General features: G+C 39.7%; 10 protein-coding genes, 1 pseudogene and 1 riboswitch. Of the genes and pseudogenes, 3 read left to right on the forward strand and 8 right to left on the reverse strand.

Annotation, left to right across the window (positions count from 1 at the left end):
- Positions 1-162: 162 nt before the first annotated feature.
- On the reverse strand, positions 163-3,339 hold the full coding sequence (locus PUND_RS08605; RefSeq protein ID WP_010388648.1) for an efflux RND transporter permease subunit: 3,177 nt from the start codon (positions 3,337-3,339) through the stop codon (positions 163-165).
- A 3-nt stretch (positions 3,340-3,342) separates the two neighbouring features.
- A pseudogene (locus tag PUND_RS08610) lies at positions 3,343-4,514 on the reverse strand (efflux RND transporter periplasmic adaptor subunit).
- Positions 4,515-4,685: 171 nt separating this feature from the next.
- Between PUND_RS08610 and PUND_RS08615 the strand changes: the two are divergent.
- Positions 4,686-4,949, forward strand: a complete 264-nt coding sequence (locus tag PUND_RS08615) for a YkgJ family cysteine cluster protein (protein ID WP_041708812.1) — start codon at positions 4,686-4,688, stop codon at positions 4,947-4,949.
- Positions 4,950-5,595: 646 nt separating this feature from the next.
- On the opposite strand, the gene PUND_RS08620 is transcribed toward PUND_RS08615, so the two are convergent.
- The gene (locus PUND_RS08620; RefSeq protein WP_010388651.1) at positions 5,596-7,449 is read right to left on the reverse strand and encodes a TonB-dependent receptor plug domain-containing protein; all 1,854 of its coding nucleotides are present in this window, start codon (positions 7,447-7,449) and stop codon (positions 5,596-5,598) included.
- Between the two features lie 202 nt (positions 7,450-7,651).
- Here PUND_RS08620 and PUND_RS08625 point away from each other — a divergent pair, with 202 nt between their 5' ends.
- Complete coding sequence (locus PUND_RS08625; protein WP_010388655.1) at positions 7,652-8,155, forward strand: peptide-methionine (S)-S-oxide reductase; 504 nt, start codon at positions 7,652-7,654, stop codon at positions 8,153-8,155.
- A 401-nt stretch (positions 8,156-8,556) separates the two neighbouring features.
- On the opposite strand, the gene PUND_RS08630 is transcribed toward PUND_RS08625, so the two are convergent.
- The 5 genes from PUND_RS08630 to PUND_RS08650 form a co-directional block, all read right to left on the reverse strand.
- Positions 8,557-8,853, reverse strand: coding sequence for a hypothetical protein (locus PUND_RS08630; protein ID WP_010388657.1), 297 nt, complete (start codon positions 8,851-8,853; stop codon positions 8,557-8,559).
- A 200-nt stretch (positions 8,854-9,053) separates the two neighbouring features.
- Positions 9,054-9,605, reverse strand: a complete 552-nt coding sequence (locus tag PUND_RS08635; protein WP_008109277.1) for a DUF4136 domain-containing protein — start codon at positions 9,603-9,605, stop codon at positions 9,054-9,056.
- A gap of 105 nt (positions 9,606-9,710) precedes the next feature.
- Positions 9,711-12,503 (reverse strand): coiled-coil domain-containing protein, encoded by a 2,793-nt coding sequence (locus tag PUND_RS08640; RefSeq protein ID WP_010388658.1) that lies wholly within the window; start codon positions 12,501-12,503, stop codon positions 9,711-9,713.
- Positions 12,500-13,048, reverse strand: a complete 549-nt coding sequence (locus tag PUND_RS08645; protein ID WP_010388659.1) for a condensin complex protein MksE — start codon at positions 13,046-13,048, stop codon at positions 12,500-12,502. Before PUND_RS08645 ends, PUND_RS08640 begins: the two co-directional genes overlap by 4 nt.
- A 5-nt stretch (positions 13,049-13,053) precedes the next feature.
- Positions 13,054-14,325, reverse strand: a complete 1,272-nt coding sequence (locus PUND_RS08650) for a hypothetical protein (RefSeq protein ID WP_010388660.1) — start codon at positions 14,323-14,325, stop codon at positions 13,054-13,056.
- Between the two features lie 196 nt (positions 14,326-14,521).
- On the opposite strand from PUND_RS08650, the gene nhaD reads away from it, so the two are divergent.
- Positions 14,522-15,769 (forward strand): sodium:proton antiporter NhaD, encoded by a 1,248-nt coding sequence (gene nhaD / locus PUND_RS08655; RefSeq protein ID WP_008109270.1) that lies wholly within the window; start codon positions 14,522-14,524, stop codon positions 15,767-15,769.
- A 98-nt stretch (positions 15,770-15,867) separates the two neighbouring features.
- Positions 15,868-16,040: riboswitch (Lysine riboswitch) on the forward strand.
- Positions 16,041-16,066 lie beyond the last annotated feature (26 nt).

Genomic DNA, 16,066 nt, shown 5'->3' on the forward strand with positions numbered 1-16,066 from the left:
TATTATTGTTTGTTTTAAAATCAATTTTTAGCGTGGTTAGTATGAAAAGTAAACTTATTTCGTGTTGCACTTTTGTGTTCAGCTTGTTTATTTTTTTATTTTTTGCAATAAAAAGCCCGAGTTGTAAATAGCTCGGGCTTGTTGGTTGGGATAACAAATTTATTAGTGAGAAGGGGTGGTTTTATCTTCCATTATGGTATTACTCAGTTTCGTATCCGAAGTCGACTCTTTACCTCGGAATTTACGTATCACTCGTTTCAAATCTTCAAGCGCAACGTACTGACACGGTATAAGAATAAGCGTAATTACTGTGGCAAACAGCACACCAAAGGCGAGTGATACGGCCATAGGTATTACAATTTTTGCTTGTAAACTGGTTTCCATAATAATGGGCATTACGCCAATAAAAGTAGTGACTGAGGTTAGTAATATCGCTCTAAAGCGACGCGCTCCGGCTTGCATTACCGCTTCTTTTATTGCCACACCTTCTGCACGGGCTTTGTTTACAAAATCCACCATAACAAGTGAATCATTAACTACTATACCGGCTACAGCTATAATGCCGAACATTGATAGCCCGCTCATGGTCATACCTAAAGCCATATGACCGAACATAGCACCCACAACACCAAATGGGATCACCGACATAATAATCAGTGGCTGAGAATATGAGCGAAGTGGAATGGCAAGTAGCGCAAAAATAATCATTAATGAGATTGCAAAATCACGTAGTTGTTCATTAGCACTTTCCATCTCTTCTTGAATACGCCCTGCAACATTACTTTTTACTCCAGGGTAGTTTTTAAGCAGTGCTGGTAAGTAAACATCACGAATTTCTTGTGCAATAGCAAATGGCTCTACTTCGTCGCTATTGACCGCAGCCCATACATTAACAGTACGGTTTGAGTTTTCACGTCTGATACTGCTTACGCCGTCAACTAGCTTGACTATAGCTATTTCACTCAAAGAAACTTCAGCGCCCGCAGGGGTGATAATACGCGTATCTTGAATGTTGCTAATAGAGTTGCGCTCGCTTTGCGGGTAGCGAATCATTACTTTGATTTCTTCACCTTCACGTAAAATACGCTGTGCTTCAAGGCCGTAATAACTAAAACTAACTTGAGAGGCCACATCAGCTAGGGTTAAGCCCATACTGTAAGCAAGTGGTTTTAAATCAAGTTGCACTTCGTCGGTGGCACTTTGCAGTGAGTCATTTACATCACCCACACCTTCCATACTTTGTAACTTAGCTTTTAGTTTGCTAGATACTTCTTTTAACTCGTCGGCATTTTTTCCTTCGAGTCTAAAGCTAACGTCGCCATCATCACGACCACCACCAAAAATACTATCTTGAATAGTGAGTGTTTTAAGCCCCGGTAGCGGCGGCATTTTTTCACGCCACATAGTGCTTAGCTCAAAGGTATCGATTGGGCGTAAGTGAGGCTCTACTAAAATGGCCATAATACTCGCATTAGTACGACCACGCAGACTAACAGACAAATCACGGATCATAGATTGGCCATACTGCTGCTCTAGTTCTTTGTCGACGCTCAGTAATACATTTTCTATTTTACGCGCTGTTTCAAGCGTTGCTTGCTCAGAAGAGGCAAGGTTCATTTCTAGCGATATACGCGGAAAATCATGCGGAATTTTAGGGTTTGGTACAAATTTAACCATTCCACCGGCAAAGAGTCCTGCACTGACAATTAAAATACATAAAAAGCCAATAATCACGGTATAGCGATAATGGATACAACGACCGATAAATGGAGTGTAATAATGTTCAACAAAATGCTTTAAGCCACTATCAACTGCATTACGTAATTTATGTAATGGGTTTTTAGGATTAGGCTTACGCGGGTTCATTGCTGCAATGTGTGCAGGTAAAATTAGTTTTGATTCAATCAGTGAAAAAATTAAGCATAAAATAATTACTACACCAATTGCTTTCGAAAACGCAGCGCTCGGCCCTGAAGCCATTGCTTGAGGTAAAAATGCAGCAATAGTGGTTAGTACACCAAAGGTTGCTGGCATGGCTACACGTTTTACACCACGAATAACGTTGTTAAGTGAGTGCCCATGTTTTTCAATTTCAGCACTGGCCGACTCACCTACAACAATGGCATCATCAACCACAATCCCCAAAACAATAATAAAGGCAAACAAAGACACCATATTAATAGTAATGTCTAAAAAGCCGATAGGCATAAATAAGAATGCCCCTAAGAAAGACACTGGTAGGCCCATCATTACCCAAAACGCTAATCTAAGAGGTAAAAACAGCGCTAATACCAGCATAACTAAAATACCGCCCCACACCATGTTATCGACCATCATGTCGAGGCGACCTTCAAGGTAGTAGGTTAAATCAACGATGGGTGATAACTTAACGCCTGCAGGAAGTTGATCGGCTTTGTCAGCTAGGTACTTTTTAAGGACTTTAGCAACAACGGTAATGTCTTGATCTTTTGAGGCATCAATTTCAAACGACAGTGAATTTTTGCCATTGTATTTAGAGTAAAGTAGGCCTTCTTCAAAGCCATCATTAATGCTGGCTACATCGCCTAATTTAATTTGAGCACCGTCTGGTAATGTAATTAGCGGTAACTTTTCAAATTCACCGCCACGATAGGCTTGCTTTTCGACACGCATCGAAATGTAGCCAGTATCAGAGCGAATTTGACCAGCCGACATATTAGTAGAAAAGCTTTGCACCGCATTAGATACATCTCTAAATGTGAGTCCATATTCGCGAAGTTTATCAGGGCTAATTTCAATACCAATTTCGTAGTCTAAGCCACTGTAAAAATCAACTAGGTTTACATGAGGAAGGTTTTGCAATTCATCCTTAATATCATTGCCAAGTTCTTTTAACTGGTAATAACTCATATCACCATAAAGCGCGAGTATCATTACTTCTTGTTGAAATTTTTCACGCTGAACAACAGGGCGTTCCATACCTGCAGGAAACGTATTAATTGAATCTACTTGCGCTTTTATTTCATCTAGCGCTTCTTTGGCGTCATATTTTTCTTCAATCTCAACCCAGGCTTGTGCATAGCCTCGATTAGAGTAAGTGATTAGACGTTTAATACCTTCGGTACCTTCAAGGTTTTCTTCAATTTTTATAGTAATGCCTTCTTCCACTTCTTGTGGTGCGGCACCAGGGTAAATAGCTTGTATACTTACCCAGTTACTTTCAAATTGAGGGAATGCTTGCTTACGAATTGTCAGCGCGGTTAATAACCCACCAATCAAGATAAAAATCATGATTAGGTTAGCTGCAACGGGGTTACGCGCAAACCACGCAATTAACCCTTTTTCATCAGTTGTGGTCATTGCTTACTCTCCTTTTAATGCAAGTTGAGTAACGTCTGGTTTGGTCACAGTGTCTTCAATTTTTACTGCCATTCCTTCGCTAGGGTATTCAAGAGCAGAAGTTATCAGTTGTTCTCCCTCTGCTAAGCCTTGATTAGCGATGACCATGCCATCTTGTTCGCGAATAATATTGAGTGTTTTAAATGACAAAGTTAAATCATCGTTTAACACTGCAATTTTATTATTTTTAACCAGATGATGAGGAACAACAATAGCGCCATTAACGGCGCGGCCTTCAATTGTAGCGTTTATGTATGAGCCAAAACGAAGTGGCTGAACCCCTTCATATGGGGTTTGAAGTTGGGCAACTAAATAGCTCATTCGACTTTTTTGATCAATCACACCTTCGCTACGTACCACTTTAGCCTGCCATGTGGTTTCTTTACCTGCATATTGCGCATTAAATTCAACTGTTGCACCTATGCCACCATTATTAAGGTATTGCAGCTCTTTATCGGCAACAGGTAAACGCACCTCGGCGACCTCAGTTGAACTAAGTGAACCAAAGCTATTACCAGGATTAACTACCGAACCTAAACTAATGCTGCGCTCGTTTATAATTGCATCGTAGGGGGCTTTAATATATGTGCGTTCTAAATTACGCTTAGCACGTTTTACACTTGCTTGTGCTGAGCGATATCGCGCCATTTTTTCAGCTAATTGCGGTTTACGTAAATACAGTGCAGAGGCGGTGATATCACTTGAGTCTGCTTTAATGCGTTCCCATTCGGCTTTAGCAACATGCGCTTGTGCGCGTTCAATTTCGAGTGCTGAGCTTGCTTGGGCAAGGCCTGCTTCTGCTTCAATTAAATCAGCTTCGTAATCATTTGGATCAATTCGTGCTAAAATGTCGCCTTGCTTTACAAAGGCACCTTCAACAAATTGTCCTGCAACTGAAATAACTTGGCCACTCACCTGAGCAATCAATTCAGTGCGGTCTTTTGGTTGTACAATACCGTACGACTTTACATCGAGGGTAATTGCATCAAGGTGAACTGGTTGTGCTGCAACCAAAGGACGCATGTCTTGGGGGGCTTTTCTTCAGGTGGCTTTTTCATTGCAGAAAAGCCTGCTGCGAGGCCAATGCCACCAACAAGGACCACGATCGGAAGTATTATTTGTTTTTTAGTCGCCACAGGGCATTCCTTCATAAATTGTGCTGATGGACTAATGATACGCAATAAAGTGTTTACAGTGTATTTGAAGATGTAACAAGTCATTGCACAAGGCGGTTACAAATAGAACGAAACACGCTATTTATGTACAAAGCAGCAACAAAACAATTGAAATTTATTACTGAGGTTAGAATGAAAACACAATCAATGGCGTGCCGTTTAGGCTGTGGAGCATGTTGTATTGCGCCGAGTATTAGCTCGCCAATTCCAGGTATGCCAAACGGTAAAAAGGCCGGAGAACGTTGTATTCAGCTGGATGAACGAAATTTATGCAAGCTATTTGGTGATGAGTCGCGCCCAAAAGTGTGCAGTGACTTTAGTGCCACATTAGATGTATGCGGGACGACTAATGAACAAGCATTAACATTAATTACTGAATTAGAGCAATTAACCTAATTTATTGTATTAAATACACATATATTTACAATTAATACGCTTGAAAAGTGTTGATAACCTGAACTCCGGGTAATAAATCCATCTCAAGCAGCTATTTGCAGCGCTAACTGCGTTGAATTTACTTGCAATAGGCTAGCTATTGACGCGTAATTTCGCCTTGTTTTCACTAAAAATATCTAGCTTGAGAAAATAAACATAAATATCATTTTGATTCGATATGTTAGTAAATCTCTTAACCAGAGTTCAGGTTAGACACTTACTTTGTGTTTCTAAAATCCATACTCAGAGAAGACAATTACGTATCTACTTTACATTGTCGCTAGTGTTACCTCATTTACTTCTCATTCAATTCTTTCAGTTCATAATTTTTTAATTATCAATGCACAAAGAGGGCGAAGAGAAACTGCGCTTTTAGAGTGTGTGAGTTAGACACAAAGTTATTTGGCTTAGTTACTAGTGATTTCTCATTTTCTTCTCATTTTTTTTAATGATAAATGCATTAAGACGGCGAAGAGATTCTGCGCTTTTAGAATACTTAGGGAGGGCTGCGAAATGAAGTTTCTAATTATGCTTTCTACTGGTCTGTTTCTTATTTTAATTAAAAAAACAAGCTCAGCGTGGAGTAAGCCCTCGCTGAGCGATAAAGTTACCAGCTATACGTGGCACTTAGTGTATATTGTTCGCCGCGCCCTGGCGTGCCTGGAATTTCCTCAAACGACTCATCCCACAAGTTATCAGCCGCAAGACTAATAAAGAAGTTAGGCAGGGCTGGCGGAGTTATTTTTACCGTCAGCTGAGTAAATAGCGCTTCGTCGCCTGAACGGCGCAGCGCATTGTTATGCTGTTTACGCCACTCATTATCTACACGAAACTCTAATATATCCATTGGGTTCCAAATCGCACCGAGTGTTACACGATGATCAGGAAAATTTAAGGCATAAAAGCTAGCGTCAATATTTTCAGCGCCGTAGGTTTCTGTTTTATGTAAGTACGCATAGCTGGCAATAATTTCTGCGTTATCAAATTGTTTAGTGGCTAAAAACTCAAGGCCTGTAGTATCAATATCAACAGGCTGTGCAAATCGCGCTGAGCTTGAATCAAAGTTAAATGTCCAATCGGTTAGGTTGTTATCTTTACGATAAAAAAGCGCGGAATTAAGCTGCCAGCTTTGTTGCTCAAGTAATAAGCCCAGCTCTAAGCTTTTGGTGGTTTCACGCTCAAGGTTAGCGTTACTTCTAAACAAACCACCTGACTCACTGCCACCAATGGCGGTGTAGCCTGCTACTTGGCTTGCCTCGGCATACGACAAGTACAGCGTACGCTCAGTGCCATCGTTATTTTGGGTATTGAAACTAACATCACCAATCAGTGATAGCTCAGAATCATCACGACTGGTGTTATCAAATGCAGCCCCTAAACGCACCCTTAGTTGCTGATCACTTGCAAGTGATGCTGTGTACTCTGGTAATACACTAAGCTTAAAGTAGTTACGTGAAGTGAAATTATTTTCAAGGGTGGTGGAGTCAATACTGTCTTCTATATATTGCGCCGAGTAATTAACCGCAACTGACTTTGTTTGCGCATGACGACCTGAAATAGCCAATGATTTTACTTGTGTTTCATGAAATGCTTGGAACGCGCTTGGGTTTTCTCTTGAATAAACATAATGGTCGTTATGCTTGCGGTAATAAGCCGATACTTCAAATTCACTGTTGGTAGCATAGGCTTGTTTATGGTTGAGCATCCATAATTGAGTTTCTAAGTCTTCAGTTTCATTTACACCAAATGGGGTATAAAGGTTTGGCCAACCAAAAAACTTTTCTTGCAAGCCGTAAAATAAATCAGTTTGTGAATCGCTCCCAGTTAACTGCACTCTGCCAGAAGTACGGGTAAAATCATGATCGCCAAAATCAATTGAACCATCACTTTGTGAGTGCGAATATTCACCTTCAAAACCAATATGCCAATTAGCGTTTGCTTCAAGTGGAGTACTCACACCTGCATGAATTGTTTGTAGGTTAAAGTCATTTGAGCCAGCGCCCAAAGAGACACTGCCACCAGTTGTTATTGGTTTCCAAGCAAACGACACAGTACCCACAGAGCTATTCATGCCATAAAGTGCGTTATCGGCTCCGGTTAATACACTAGCACCTGTTAGCATTTGTGGTGCAATAGGAATTTCTGCAAAATAGTGACCAGATTGCGGGTCGAGTAGAGTTGCACTGCCGACTCTAAAGCCGGTATTTTCAAAAATCCCCCCGCGTATCGTTACATCAGCTTGTGCTTCAGCCATATTGCGTGATTGCAAGTCAACACGCGGGTCGTACTCTAAATTTGAAATAGGCGAATCAAATGTACCAACGGGTAAGGTATTGGCAGTGGGTGACGCTTCAATTGTTATTTGTTCTATGGTTGCTGTTTCTTTACTCTGCTCTGCATAAGCAACAGTTGAAATACTGGCTAGCACAGCCGGTATAATAAGGTGCGGGGCACGATTCATATCATTATTCTCATTTTATGCAGTGGCGCTAACAATTAAATACCTATCACTTTTTATCACATGATAAGGTAAGCTCACTAAGCTAGGGTGATTTTGGGCGCTATTGTACATTAATGATAAAAAACTGCATTTGATAATCAAACCTAGCGTTACAAAATAGTAACTCTGCATCCTATAAATTATTTACATTGGTCACTTTATTATGCAAATACAACAATCGAGTCATTCATTAAATCAGCACACACTTTATTTTGCTGGTGGTTGCTTATGGGGCGTGCAAGAATTTATGAAGTATTTACCTGGAGTAGTGACTACTGAGGCGGGGCGTGCCAATGGCACTAGTAACACAACACAAGGTGAATACGATGGCTATGCCGAATGCGTGAAAGTAACCTTTGATATTCAAGAAGTGACCTTAAATGAATTAATCGGCTATTTTTTTGAGATTATTGATCCATACAGTATCAATAAACAAGGTAACGATGTAGGCGAAAAATACCGCACCGCCATTTTTAGCCAAGACAGCAATCATTTAAACATCACCAGAGACTATATTAGCCAGCGTGATGATGCTGAAAAAATAGCGGTACAAGTAGCGCCACTGACTAATTATGTCCCTAGCGATCCCGACCATCAAGACCGTTTAACCAATCACCCTAATGATTATTGCCATATCCCAATTGATTTATTGCACAAGTATAAATAACAACTTCATTGGGGCGTATTTAAATAAAAAGTGCTGGTAACTAATGAAACTAATTTTTGCCTCGTTTGTACTTTTTTTTATTTTTATCAGGCTTTTTCTTTTTTCGCGGGAACATATCTCTAAAAAGATAGGGCACAGCTAAAAAGTAGATCCCAGTTCCTAAGTAAAGAAAAAGGTAAAATAGATAAGTAAACGGCGACGCTGAAAAGAAATAAACGTCAGATTCGACCCGGTAATCTGTTGGGGTCAGAATATAGCCATCATGTATAAATTTTATCGCAAATAAAATAGATAAAAGGCCTAAAGCCCAAAAGACTAAAGAGAATGCGATTTGGTTCAATAGCATTCTAGTATTACTAATATTAGCGTGTTTTATTTTTTGCTTCTTTTTTGTTTTTTGATTATTTGACCGTTTCATGCTTACCAAAAAAAGTAATAATGATTGCTACCAGTATTCCTACCAAGCCAATGCTTGAAAACATTAGACTGTATTGGCTTTTAATATTGAAGATATTTAATAGGCTGGTTATTAACAATAAAAAAATACCAATAATTTTTATAATCGTGAGTGTTTTATTCAAACAAAACCATGTTTGACAAGAAGGGCATTGTTTTTCAATAAAAATACTATTTTTGTTAATATTTTTTATATCTTTAGCTGCAAAATTACTTTTACAATTTGGGCACATTTCTTTCATTTTAATCCTTTAATTTATCTCACAATTCTAAACACTAGACTTACTAAACGTCTTATTGATTAAGCTTTATCCTTGTAACATGATTACTATAGCATTGAGCTATCACCTTGTTAATGTGTAACTTATTACTTTATAGGTAAACAGTTTTTAAGCCACAAAAAAGCCCGCAAACATGCGGGCTTTTAAATATTAATTAAAGTTTATTGCTGCGCTTTAGGCGGGAAGTTGCTTAAAATATTGGCAACCGTTTCCTTAATAGCGGCTTCACGTTGTGATGGGGTTTGTTTTTTCTTTAAACGACCATCTTTAGCACCACGCCAAATTAGTTGGTTTGACTCACGGTCAATAATATCGATAACTAATGTGCCTACTTCGTACTCACGCGCGCTTACATCGTGGTTAAAGCCTGTGCCCCAGTAACCCCAACGTGCACCGTAGCCTACGTTAAAGCTGTCAACTTCAAGCTCTTTATCTACACTTGCGTGGTAGTTAACAAGTACATCAGCTTGCGCTACATCAACCAATTGCATACCTAATTGTTGGCTTAGTTGGTTGTTTACCGCATTGCGAACGCGTTTTTCCATAAGCCCACTGATTTGGTAGTTATTCGTGTCTTTGGTTAGACTCGCGTTTTCTACCCAAGCAAACGTTTTGTAGTTACTAAAGTTTGCTGATTTATCGTAATCCCAATCGGGTGTTTGTGTACAGGCGGTTAGTAATGCCAGTGCTGCGACAATAAATATGTGTTTCATTCCGTTTGCTCCAATAAAGTGCGTTTGTTTAAACTACCATGGGCGAGGGTAATTTAAAATTTATAAAATAAGTGTAACTGGCTAAGATGAATAGCCAATTAATTATTAGTCTAGCTGAGGAGCTTTATGTTCAACCTCAATCCAATCTTTTTCATCTACCCAGTTTTGTGCACCGTCTTTTACTGAACGAATTGGCACAATATAATCACAACTTATTTGCGGTTTAACCGAGGCAAATATTGGCACAAAGCCAAAGCTCAGGGCAGTTTCTATAATTGCCTTTTGGTTTTGCGGGTCGATATCAGCCGCTTCATCTATATAAATAGGTATACGGTATAAGTTTTGTTCCTGATCGCTTAATAAATAACGAATAAACAACATGCCACATAATAGCTTAATGGTGATACGCGTACCATTTGAGCCAGCCGAGTCTATCTTTTCAAAGTGCTCGGTTTCACCTGCACGGTTAACCACTTCAAAACGAATATCAAATAAATCAGTTAATGTAAGGCCTGCTTTGTCTGAGGCGAGTTTAATTAAATGATCTTTTGCCTCGTTTACCGCGCTCTCGCTGTAAGGTTCTTGGCTGAGTAAATCTAGGGTATCACCTTGTTCAAATTGGTTAGAGGTACTGATAATAGTATCAATACTATCTACCAACATTTTGCGCGGGATAATATTAATTTTAAACGCTTGCAGGTTTGAGATGCGGTGCTGGCTAATGCCTTTATTAAAGCTATTCATTTCACGGCGTAAGCGGTCTAAATCTTCGCGCAGGCCTTTAATTGTAGCGGCCACTTCAGTGAGGGCAACGCGACCTTGGCGCTCAACTGCATCGCGCTCGTTATCAATGTTATGAAACGCGCTAATAAGCTTTTGATATTTACTAAACTCATCGTTTTCGTTATCAAACTTAGTGATACCGGCATTATAAATATGCATATAGGTATTACGTACATTTATATCGAAATTACGTAGCTCTTGGCAGTCCTTATTAAAGTGATGAATTAAATCGCTTAAATTATCAAAATCGATTTTTATATCAATCATATAAGGCGTTACTTTACCACTGTATAAATCTAAAGTGTGGTCAATACGCTCGGTTTTAACTTGGCGTAAGCGCTCTGTTTGACGATTAATTTGTGCCTGCTTAGATTTAATTAGTGAGCGTCTATCAGCAATTGAACCACTGTTTTTTTGAATATCTTGTAGGTAATCGTCAACTTGTTCGCGCTCGGCTAAAAGCTGTTCTTTTAGCATTGCTTGGGCGTCAACCGACTGTTGCATCACTTCAAATTGCTCTAAGCGTTTAAGTGCGCTTTCTGCACTCATAAGCTCATCGTATAGCGCGTCTTTTTCTTTTTGTTTATCAGCAACATTGGCGGCCACTTCGCGTTGTTGTTTAAACTCTTTTAATGATTGCTCAAGCGCGGTTAACTGAGCGCTCAGTTGCTCTTTGTTTTCGCCGCTTTGCATTTGTACTGGTGAGAGCTTTTTAAGTTTAATACTGGCACCGGGTAGGGTGAGTACACCGCCTTTAACATTTTCGCTCAGCTGCGCTAAAAATTCACCAAAGGCGTCTTCGTCATCAATGGTTATATCGCCATTACTGGTGGTGGCAAAGGAGAGAAGATCGGGGTTTAATAGCCGCGATATTTCTTCTACTTCTTTCAGCGATAAGTCTTCACGCATACGAGTGAATAAATTAAATTCTAAGTTTTTAAGTTGTAACTTTAAGCTCTTAATTTGTTTTTGTGTTTCACCAATACGGAAATCAAGGGTGTGCAGGCTTTGCCCTTGTGCACTCGTAATAGAGTGTGACAACGACTCGTAGTCATTTTTTAACTGCGTTAGGTTGGTTTTGAGAGTGGCTTTATTAACCAGCTCAAATTCACTTTTAAGGGCGTTGAAATCTAAAAACCATTGTTCAATTTGAGTTTGCTTGCGCTCTATATCGCGCGATTGTTGCACGTATAGCCCTTGCTTTTGTTCAAACTCGTGCTTTTCGTGCTCAATGTCTTCAAGGGCGATGTTGAGCTCGCTTAGTTGCTCTTCTTGGTAAGCATCAAAGTCAATCAGTGCTTGGTCAATCTTTGGCGCATATGCTGCTAGTTTACCTTTAAGCACGGTTTGGTTTTCAAGCATAGATTCAAGAGCGGCTATGGGCTCTTGCATTGATTCTAGCGCTTTTAATTCACGCTTTGCGCGGTTTACTTTATCAAACGAACGGCGCCAAACCTCGTAAAAGTCGACCTTAGAATTTGACATATGGCGTTCAAACACACGGAGCATAAAGCGCTTAACGTCGTTTGCGCCTAACTTATGTAAATTAAGAATACGACGAAATATTTCTTTGTATATTGCAGAGTCTTGAACGTTGTTGAGGGGGATCATTTTTAAATTGATCTCACCGTCAAATTGCGTTGCTCCGCCTGTCAGAAGGGCGTTTAATTCTTGTGCCTTAAGCTCTATTGGGTTGTAACCTTGCTGCTTTAAGTGGTTAAACAGCTTGGTAAACTTAATAATGGTATTGCCTTGGGTGTACTGGGCTAAATCAAGCTTTCCTTGATAGCAAAAGTATTGGTGCGCATAACCGGCAATTTTACCTAAGCCAGCAACGCCAATGACGACTGAGCCATGGGGCAAATCGGCTTGCAATAAAATGTACGATTGATCTGATGAAAAATAAAACTTACGGGTTTCATCTAAATCGTGGCCATCCCACTCGGTTAGGCGTAAATCGTTAATTAGCGGAAACTGCAGTGCATTAATTACTGAGCTTTTACCTGTGTTGTTAGGGGCACAAATCGAGCTACTTTTATCCAGTGGGATCACACATTTGGCATAGCCTGCGGTATTTAGTAGGGCGAGTTTACTCAGTCCGTATAAATTTTTCATTGCTCGTCCTCACTAATAAAGGTCTCTTCGTTTACTTCCATTAAGGCATCAATATAGCGGTGAATAGGGGCTTGCAACATAAAGCCACCTTCTACCTCGCGGGCAAGACCTAAACGTACCATGCGTAAATACACATCTTTTCGTAAGTCAGAACCCGAGAATATCTCAAGCTGATCGAACAAATGTTTATTAAGCTGTACCAAGGTTTGCATTAGCTCTAAATCGTTTGGCTCGTCAAATAATGCGCGCATTGGGTCTTTACCTGTATTGGCAAAATGCTCTATTAAAATGTAAATAGTGAGCGCTACAGCGCGTGAAATCTTACCCATGTTTGGGGTGCTTTCATCGCTGGCAAAATAATAAAAACCACGGCTATCGTGTTTTAACTCGTGGCCTAGTGCTGTAAATAAGGCAGTATAAGCGTCTATTTGTTGGTCAAGCTCTTGCCACATTACGGTGTCTTGTTCGCAAATGTGGTAACCGGCGACTAATTTTTTATTAATGGCTTGTAAGTGAGAAAGCTCATCTAAGTTTATATGGGTCATGGTGATTACTCGTGCTCGGCTTTATCAGCCTGAGGCTCTGAATTAAAGGGATATAAATTAAAGTGCTGGCCTGCAATGTTAACGCGGGCTTTCTTATCGCTTTGGCTAATTTCTAGGGTGCTATCGCTTACCAACTTTTGATACAAAAACAGCATTTCATCGGCTTCAAGCTCAGGGTAGCTTTCATCTAAAAATTGCAGCAAAGGCTGTGGTTTTTTACGCTGCTTTTTAAAGCGTTTGGTAAATTGCGCTTTTACATCGTGATAGTCAGGAATGTTTGGCGTGACAAACGCGGGCACATCATTTTGTTCTGGTAGCTGATATTCGTGGTGTTCAAACTCAGCTAAGCTTGCCATATAGGCAACAATATGACGCTGTTGACCCAATGAATACTTTTGCGCATCGCTTACAAAATGGGGTTGCACGGCGCTGAGCATATTATCCACCCCGTTTTTACGAATTAGCCCTAATACTTTTGCCGCTTGGCGGGTAATAAGGTTATTACGGCGCAACTCTTCACGCAGTGGCATTAGCATATCGGCACTTTTACGTAAGCTTGTCCGACCAACTAGGTGCATTTCGAGAATACGGGTACGTAATTGCTCAAGCATACGTTTATCACTGTACGCTTTGCCTGAGCGCTCAATATGTTCTATTTGGGTACTAATTTGTTGCTCAATTAGAGTAAAACAGGCATGAAAGTCGCCTCTAATATCGACCATTTCTAGCATGGGTTCTATATATTCATCAAATGCTTCTATCACGGCTTTATAGCGCTTTTGCAGCGATTGCACCGCGTTATTTGATTTGGCTTGCTCAACAATATTTAAAATGGCGTTTTCGTTATGTAAAAACAGCTTAATTATTTTACGAACCCGATCATCCATAATGCGGCTAAAGCGACGTAAATCATCAAAATCTTCCATTTCACCGGCATTAGATAGCCGGTTACCTAAGCGAGCTAAATCATCAACCAATACACTAATTTCTTGTGCTAAGCCTAAATGTTCTTCTTGAAGTAAAAAGGTAGCAAAGTCCGCAATGGCACGGTTAATTTCTAGTTGTGACGATTTAGCCAAGGGAATAATAATTTCTTGATTTAATAACCGATTGGTTTCTTTATAAATACGCTCATTATTCCACGTCGGTTGCTTTTGTTTTATGGCATTTTGTAAATCTTTAATACTAAAGTCGGCCATTTTAAAGCGTTTAAATAATAGCTCTAATACACCCCAATGCTCAGTGAGGGTATTAAGTAGCTTTTTAGCTGGGATCATAAGGCGTTACAACATCCTAGTATTCGTTATTTTATATTTCTTGAACTTATATGGTATTCGTTTTTGCGACGATTTAATAATAGTTTTTACACTCGCTTAGTGATAGTATCCGCGCCGAATATAGGCACATAGAGTGTGTACCTCTATTTTTTACATGGTTTCAATTTTTACTTAAACCCGAAGGTTGTTTAATATCATGGTTTCCTCGATTATCCTGACGCTGATAGCGATTGCATTCTTGCTTATCGTTATTGAGGATGTGATTCACGTAAACAAAGCCAAAACGACATTATTTTTTGGTACACTTTGTTGGATTATCTCCTTTATTTTTCCTCTTAATGGGCAAAGCCCTGAAACGATTCAAACCCTCCTTGACCACAATATTTTAGAAATTGCTTCCTTATGGTTGTTTTTAATGGCCGCAATGACCTTTGTTGCCTATTTAAACTCCAAAGGACTCATCGAAAATGTTGTGAACCGGATTATGCCAACCAGCATTAGTGAGCGAAAGCTGATGTTTTTGGTGGGGAGTTTTGCGTTTCTATTTTCATCTATTTCCGACAACGTAACAGCTACACTGATCTCCTTGGCAGTGATTATGTCATTAAAGCTTGAAGCCAAAAAACTAGTTAAGTACGCCACCTTAATTGTATTTGCAGTGAACTCCGGCGGTGTTTCACTTATAACGGGTGATGTAACCACGTTAATGATTTTCCTTGATGGTAAAGTCACCATTAGTCACTTATTATTGTTAATTGTGCCTGCATTATTAAGCGTATTATTACTGGCTACCTTGTTATCAATTGGTATGAACAAGCAGTTAGAGTTTAAAAAGACTAAATTTAAACGCATAGAAAAAACCGACATTACTATTGCCGTTATTTTCTTCACTACCGTTATTTCTACCCTCACTTTAAGTGTTTTATATAGTGTGCCGCCATTACTTACCTTTTTACTCGGCCTGTCTATTATGTTTTTAGTCGCGCAATTTTTAATGCGCAAAAAAGACATCAACAAAGATATGATCGATTTTATACGTGACATAGAGTACGACACCTTATTGTTTTTCGTGGGTGTGTTACTACTTGTTGGTGCATTAAAAGAAGTTGGGGTACTGAGCCAATTTACAAATCTGTATACAGTGATGGCGCCAGAGTACGCTAACTACTTAATGGGTATTTTATCCGCCGGTGTTGATAACGTGCCACTAACGGCTGCGTTACTAAAAGCCGATATTGTAATGAGTCAACAGCATTGGTTGTCGTTTACGTATGCAACCGGTGTGGGTGGTTCAATGCTGATCATTGGTTCGGCGGCTGGTATTATTGCTATGAGTAAGGTTAAAGAACTTACTTTTGCAAGTTACCTTCGTTTGTCGTTGTATTTGTTAGTGTGCTACACCTTTGGTTATGCTGGCTCTTACTTTATGGGTAGTTTTATTTGATTTTATAATAAAACGACTTGACAGCTAGACGTCTAAACGATAACTTTCAAAGCCGCACTCTTAGTGCGGTTTTGTTTTATTAGCCATTGGTTAATAATACATTCAGAAGAGGTGCGATACTTAGGTACTTAATGCGAGGCAACGACAGCCTACGACCATTAAGGAGGGAAGTACTCGCCGAGGAAAATAATGGGTCGTTACCATTGTTTTTCGGTTTATGGGGCTGAATCCTCAAAACTGTCACCAATTTAGGTGGAGAGCTTCTGGCAGTAGATTTTTCTTATCTTTATTTCCTGC

Origin of the sequence: Pseudoalteromonas undina (assembly GCF_000238275.3) — a bacterium.
In the GTDB taxonomy this organism is placed as follows: domain Bacteria; phylum Pseudomonadota; class Gammaproteobacteria; order Enterobacterales; family Alteromonadaceae; genus Pseudoalteromonas; species Pseudoalteromonas undina.

Excerpts from the sequence above, each read along its gene's own strand:
- PUND_RS08615 (WP_041708812.1), top strand. The coding sequence starts at position 4,686 with ATGAAAACACAATCAATGGCGTGCCGTTTAGGCTGTGGAGCATGTTGT.
- PUND_RS08625 (WP_010388655.1), top strand. The coding sequence starts at position 7,652 with ATGCAAATACAACAATCGAGTCATTCATTAAATCAGCACACACTTTAT.
- PUND_RS08640 (WP_010388658.1), bottom strand. The coding sequence starts at position 12,503 with ATGAAAAATTTATACGGACTGAGTAAACTCGCCCTACTAAATACCGCA.
- PUND_RS08605 (WP_010388648.1), bottom strand. The coding sequence starts at position 3,339 with ATGACCACAACTGATGAAAAAGGGTTAATTGCGTGGTTTGCGCGTAAC.
- PUND_RS08650 (WP_010388660.1), bottom strand. The coding sequence starts at position 14,325 with ATGATCCCAGCTAAAAAGCTACTTAATACCCTCACTGAGCATTGGGGT.
- PUND_RS08620 (WP_010388651.1), bottom strand. The coding sequence starts at position 7,449 with ATGAATCGTGCCCCGCACCTTATTATACCGGCTGTGCTAGCCAGTATT.
- PUND_RS08645 (WP_010388659.1), bottom strand. The coding sequence starts at position 13,048 with ATGACCCATATAAACTTAGATGAGCTTTCTCACTTACAAGCCATTAAT.
- PUND_RS08630 (WP_010388657.1), bottom strand. The coding sequence starts at position 8,853 with ATGAAAGAAATGTGCCCAAATTGTAAAAGTAATTTTGCAGCTAAAGAT.
- PUND_RS08635 (WP_008109277.1), bottom strand. The coding sequence starts at position 9,605 with ATGAAACACATATTTATTGTCGCAGCACTGGCATTACTAACCGCCTGT.
- nhaD (WP_008109270.1), top strand. The coding sequence starts at position 14,522 with ATGGTTTCCTCGATTATCCTGACGCTGATAGCGATTGCATTCTTGCTT.